This is a genomic window from Micromonospora cabrerizensis, from assembly GCF_022230955.1.
In the GTDB taxonomy this organism is placed as follows: domain Bacteria; phylum Actinomycetota; class Actinomycetes; order Mycobacteriales; family Micromonosporaceae; genus Micromonospora; species Micromonospora cabrerizensis.
In genome coordinates, this window is the sequence record NZ_JAKKFI010000110.1 from 1 (window position 1) to 6,389 (window position 6,389).

Annotated in this window: 1 protein-coding gene; it reads right to left on the bottom strand. The window is 75.5% G+C overall.

What is annotated here, in order from left to right; translation table 11 throughout:
* Positions 1-6,389: type I polyketide synthase (locus LADH09A_RS28630; RefSeq protein ID WP_274530305.1), on the bottom strand; the 6,389-nt coding region annotated here is incomplete at both ends.

Consider the following 6,389-nt stretch of genomic DNA (forward strand, 5'->3'; position numbering starts at 1 on the left):
GGCACCGTCCGCCCCATCCGCGGGTCACCCACCACCGTGCCGGTGCCGTGGGCCCCCACCACGTCGACGTCGGCGGTGGAGAGACCGGCGTCGGCCAGCGCGGCCCGGATCACCCGCTGCTGTGCGGGGCCGTTCGGAGCGGTCAGACCGTTCGACGCGCCGTCCTGGTTGACGGCCGTGCCACGGACCAGCGCGAGCACCGGGTGACCGCGCCGGACCGCGGTGGACAGCCGCTCGACCAGCAGCACCCCGACGCCCTCGGACCAGCCGGTGCCGTCGGCGCCCGCCCCGAACGCCTTGCAGCGCCCGTCGGCGGCGAGTCCGCCCTGTCGGGAGAACTCCAGGAACATGGTGGGCGTGGCCATCACCACCGCGCCGCCGGCGACGGCCATCGCGCACTCGCCGTTGCGGATCGCCCGGATCGCCAGGTGCAGTGCGACCAGGGACGCCGAGCAGGCGGTGTCGACCGTGACGGCCGGACCCTCGAAACCGAACGTGTACGCGAGCCGGCCGGAGATGACGCTGGCGGCGGTGCCGGTGAGCAGGTAGCCGGCGCTGGCGTCGCGGCCCTGGAGCAGCGTGTCGTAGCCCTGGGCCGAGGCGCCGACGAACACGCCGACCGGCTCGCCGCGGACCGTCTCCGGGTCGATGCCGGCGCGTTCCAGGGCCTCCCAGGTGGATTCCAGCAGCAGCCGCTGCTGGGGGTCCATCGCCAGCGCCTCGCGGGGCGAGATGCCGAAGAAGTCCGCGTCGAAGTCGGCGGCGTCGTGCAGGAAGCCCCCACGGTCGGTGGCCGAGCCGCCGTCCCGTCCGGTGTCGAAGAGGTCGGCGCGCCACCCACGGTCCGTCGGGACGGCGGTGATGCCCTCGGCGCCGTCGGCGACCAGCCGCCACAGCTCTTCCGGGGTGCTGATCCCACCCGGGTAGCGGCAGGCCATCGCGACGATCGCGATCGGGTCGTCGTCGTCCCCGGCGACCTCGGCCGACGGTTGCGGTGCCTGCGGGATCGCGCCGCCGAGCAGTTCGTCGCGCAGGTGGGCGACGAGCGCGAGGGGGCTCGGATGGTCGAAGGCGAGGGTCGCGGACAGTCGGAGCCCGGTCGCGGCGCCGAGCCGGTTGCGGAGTTCCACGGCGGTCAGCGAGTCGAACCCGAGTTCCTTGAAGGCGCGACCGGCGACGATGTCGGACGGGTCGTGCCCGAGGACCGCCGCGACGTCCGCCACGACGATTCCCAGCAGGATCCGTTCGACCTCGGCGGGGGCGGCGGCCAGGCGACGGCGCAGCGCGGTCGCCGCGTCGGCCGGCCCGGCGGTGCCGGCCGGGCGGGCGGAGCCGCGAACCAGAGCGCGGAGCAGCGGTGGCGGGGTGGTGCCGGCCGCGACCGTACGGGCCAGCCGCACGGGGACGCTCAACGGCTCGTCGATGCCGAGCGCCGCGTCGAGCAACGCCAGCCCCTCGGCGGTGCTGAAGCCGAGCACGCCCGTGCGGTCCATCCGCCGTGTGTCGGTGTCGTCCAGCCGCCCGGCCATGCTGGTCGTGGCGGTCCAGGGACCCCAGGCGAGCGAGATGGCCGGTTGGCCCTGGGCGCGCCGGTGCGCGGCGAGCCCGTCGAGGAACGCGTTCGCGGCCGCGTAGTTGGCCTGGCCCGCCGCGCCGAGCAGCCCGGACAGCGACGAGAAGAGCACGAACGCGGCGAGTGGCTGATTCCTGGTGAGGTCGTGCAGGTGCCAGGCGGCGTCGGCCTTGGGGCGCAGCACGCCGGCCAGCCGGTCGGGTGTCATCGCGTCGAGCACCCCGTCGTCGAGGACACCGGCCAGGTGGACGACTGCGGTCAGCGGCCGCTCCGTGGTGCTGGCCGCGATCAGGGCCGCGGCGGCGTTGCGGTCGGCGACGTCACAGGCGGCCAGGATCACGCTCGCGCCCAGCCCGCGCAGTTCGTCGGCGAGGTCGGCGGCACCGGGCGCGTCCGGGCCACGGCGGCCGGCCAGCACCAGGTGCCGGGCGCCGTGCGTGGTGACGAGGTGCCGGGCGACGGCCGCGCCGATCGCGCCGGTTCCACCGGTGAGCAGGACGACGCCCTCCGGGTCGAGGGCGGTCGGGACGGTGAGGACCACCTTGCCGACGTGGGCGGCCTGGCTGACGTGCCGGAACGCGGCACCGGCCGAGCGGACGTCCCAGGTGGTCACCGGCAGTGGCCGTAGCGCTCCGGCCTCGAAGAGGTCGACCAGGGCGCGCAGCATCTGCTGGATCCGGTCCGGTCCGGCCTCGATGGTGTCGAAGGCCTGGTAGTTGACGCCGTACGCGGCCGTGATGGCGGCGGGGTCGCGGACGTCGTTCTTGCCCATCTCGGCGAACCGGCCGCCCGCGGCCAGCAGCCGCAGGGAGGCGTCGACGTGTTCGCCGGTGAGCGAGTTGAGCACCACGTCGATCCCGTGGTCGCCGGTCGCGGCACGGAACCTCTCCTCGAACCCGGTGGTCCGGGACGAGGCGATCCGGTCGCCGGCGACACCCAGACCGCGCAGGGTGTCCCACTTCGCCGGGCTGGCCGTGCCGTAGACGGTGGCGCCGAGGTGGTGGGCCAGCTGCACGGCGGCCATGCCGACACCACCGGTGGCGGCGTGCACCAGCAGCGACTCCCCGGCACGCAGACCGGTCAGGTCGACCAGGGCGTAGTAGGCGGTGAGGAAGACGATCGGCACGGCGGCGGCCTGCTCGAACGTCCACCCGGCCGGGATCGGGGTGACCAGCCGGTGGTCGGTGACGGTGACCGGGCCGAACCCGCCGTAGAACATGCCCATCACCGCGTCGCCGACCCGCACCCCGTCGACGCCGGGGCCGACGGCGGTGACGACACCGGCGCCCTCGCTGCCGAGCTGGGCGACGTCGGGGTACATGTCCAGGGCGATGAGGACGTCGCGGAAGTTGAGGCCGGTGGCGCGGACGGCGATCCGGACCTGGCCCGGGCCGAGCGGTTCGTCGACCTCGGGGCACGGGACCAGGGTGAGGTTGTCCAGGGTGCCCTTGACCGGCACGTCGAGGCGCCAGGGGACGCCGGCCGGCGGGATCAGGGCGGGGCCGGTCGCGGCGCGGGCCAGGCGAGGGGCGAGCAGGGTGCCGTTGCGGGCGGCGAGCTGCGGTTCTCCGGTGGCGAGCGCGGCGGCGAGCGCCGTGTCGTCGTCGTGGCGGTCCAGGTCGACCAGGACGAAGCGGTCCGGGTTCTCGGTCTGGGCGGTGCGGACCAGACCCCAGACCGCCGCCGCGGCCAGGTCGGGTACGTCCTCGTCGGGCGAGGTCGCCACCGCGCCGGAGGTGACCACGGCGAGGCGGGTGCCCACGTCGGTGGTGTCGCGTAGGAACCGCTGGAGCAGGTCGAGCGTGGCGGCGGTCGCGGTGTGCACCGTTGCCACCGGGTCGTCACCGGCGGTCTCCGGGCGCCAGACCTGCGGCGGGACGGCGGCCGTCGCAGTGGCGGTTGCCGAGGCGACGACCGGCGTCCACGCGAGGCGGTGCAGGGCGTCGGCGACCGGGAGTGCTTTCGCAGTGGGCGGGGCGTACGGGCGGAGCACCAGGGAACCGACGGTGGCGACCGGCTGGCCCGTGGTGTCCCAGACGTCCAGGGCGACGGTCCCGGTGCCGCGCAGCCGGACCCGGATCGTGTCGGCGCCGACCGCGTGCAGGGTGACGCCGTTCCAGGCGAACGGGACGGCGGCCGGTTCGTCGCCGGTGCCCGTGCACCCGAGGGCGTGCAGGGCGGCGTCGAGGAGCGCGGGGTGCAGCCCGAAGCGGGTGGCGTCGATGCTCTCGGGGGCGCGTACCTCGGCGAACGTCTCCCCCAGCGGGCCGCGCCAGACCGCTTCCAGGCCGCGGAACGCGGGCCCGTAGGCGAGGCCCCGCTCGACCAGCGCGGGATAGAGGTCGGTGAGGTCGACGGGTTCGGCGCCCGGCGGCGGCCACTCGGCCGGGGCGGGCGTCGCGCTGCCGGTGACGGCGAGGGTGCCGGAGGCGTGCACGGTCCACGTCTCGCCGTCGCCGCTGTGCACGCTGACGCTGCGGCGGCCGTCGGTGTCCGCGGCGCCGACGCGGACCTGCACCTGTACGCCCGCGGGCGGCAGCAGGAGCGGGGTGGCCAGGACCAGGTCCTCGACCGTCTCGCAGCCGATCTCGGTGCCGGCCGCGAGGACCGCCTCGAGCTGGGCGGTGCCGGGGACGACGAGGTCCCCGGCGACCTGGTGGTCGGCGAGCCACGGGTGCCCGGCGGCGGACCAGTGGCCGGTGAAGAGGTGCTCGTCGGCGCCGGCCAGGGAGACGGAGGCGCCGAGCAGCGGGTGGTCGACGCCGGTGAGGCCGAGCCCTCTGGTGTCCCCGGCCGGCGCGGTGCCGGTGGTGGGCCAGTACCGCTGCTGCTGGAACGCGTAGGTGGGCAGGTCGACACGGTTGCCGCCGGTGGCCAGCACGGTCCAGTCCACCGCGGCGCCCCGCACGTACGCCTCGGCCAGCCCGGTGATCAGGGAGGTCACCTCGGGGCGGCCCCGGCGTAGCAGGGGCAGGTAGGCGGCTTCGGTGTCGTCGCTCTCCCGGGCCATCGCGGTGAGGACGCCGTCCGGGCCGATCTCCAGGAACCGGGTGACGCCACGGCCCCGCAGCCAGGCGATGCCGTCGGCGAACCGGACGGCGTTGCGCACGTGCCGGACCCAGTAGTCGGCGTCCTGCGTGCCGGCGAGCTGCCCGGTGAGGTTGGAGACGACACCGATGACCGGCGGGTGGTAGGTCAGGGTGGTCGCCACCTGCGCGAAGGCGGCCAGCATCGGCTCCATCAGCGCCGAGTGGAACGCGTGACTGACCGTCAGCGGCTTGGACTTCTCGAAATGGGCGACGACCGCCGCCACCGCGTCGGGGGCGCCGGACAGCACCACCGAGCGGGGACCGTTGACCGCGGCGATGTCCGCGCCCTCGGACAGCAGCGGCAGCACCTCGGCCTCGCTCGCCCGTACGGCCACCATCACCCCACCGGCCGGCAGCGCCTGCATGAGCCGGCCTCGGGCCGCCACCAACGTCGCTGCGTCCGCGAGGGACAGCACGCCGGCCACGTGGGCGGCGGCGATCTCCCCGATCGAGTGCCCCACCAGGTAGTCCGGGATGACACCGAACGACTCGACCAGCCGGAACAGGGCGACCTCCACCGCGAACAGGGCCGCCTGCGTGTAGACGGTCTGCTCCAGGTCCACCCCGTCGGCGATCACCTCGCGCAGCGGGCGGTCGAGGTGCGGGTCCAGTTCCGCGCAGACCAGGTCGAGTGCCCGCGCGTACACCGGGAAGCGCCCGGCGAGGTCGAGGCCCATGCCGCGTCGCTGGGAGCCCTGACCGGAGAAGAGGAACGCGGTGCGGCCGTCCTGGGCCGCGCCGGTGACAACCCCGGCGGTGGCGACGCCGTCGGCCAGGGCCGCCAGGGCACCCGGCAGGTCGGTGCCGGTGACCACGGCCCGTACCGGAAGGGGTGAGCGGGTCGCGGCGAGCGAGTAGGCGATGTCGGCGTGGCTCGCCGTGGCGGTGGCCGCGAAGTCGCCGAGGCGGGCGGCCTGGGCCCGCAGCGCCTCCGGGGTGTGGCCGCTGAGCACCCAGACCGGGTCGGTGCCGGCCGGCGTCGGCGTCGCGGGGGCGTCGTCCGCCGCCGGAGCCTCCTCGATGATCGCGTGGGCGTTGGTGCCGCTGATGCCGAACGCGGAGACCGCCGCGCGACGCGGTCGCTCCCCCGGCGCCCACTGGCGCTCGGCGGTGAGCAGCTGGACGTTGCCGGCCGTCCAGTCCACGTGCGGGGTGGGCTCGTCGACGTGCAGGGTGCGCGGCATGACGCCGGCCCGCAGGGCGAGCACCGTCTTCATCACGCCGCCGACGCCGGCCGCGGCCTGGGTGTGGCCGAGGTTGGACTTGAGCGAGCCGAGCCAGAGGGGTTCGCCGGCCGGACGGCTCTGGCCGTACGTGGCGAGCAGCGCCTGCGCCTCGATCGGGTCGCCGAGCCGGGTTCCGGTGCCGTGTGCCTCCACCAGGTCCACGTCGGCCGCGGTGAGTCGGGCGTTGGCCAGTGCGGCCCGGATGACGCGCTGCTGGGCGGGCCCGTTGGGGGCGGTGAGACCGTTGGAGGCGCCGTCCTGGTTGACCGCGGTGCCCCGGATGACCGCGAGCACCGGGTGGCCGTTGCGGCGGGCGTCGGAGAGCCGTTCCAGCAGGAGCAGGGCGGCGCCCTCGGACCAGCCGGTGCCGTCGGCGGCGGCGGCGAACGGCTTGCAGCGGCCGTCCGGGGCGAGGCCACGCTGACGGCTGAACTCGACGAACGCCTCCGGGGTGGCGAGGACGGTGGCACCACCGGCGAGGGCGAGGGAGCACGTCTGCGG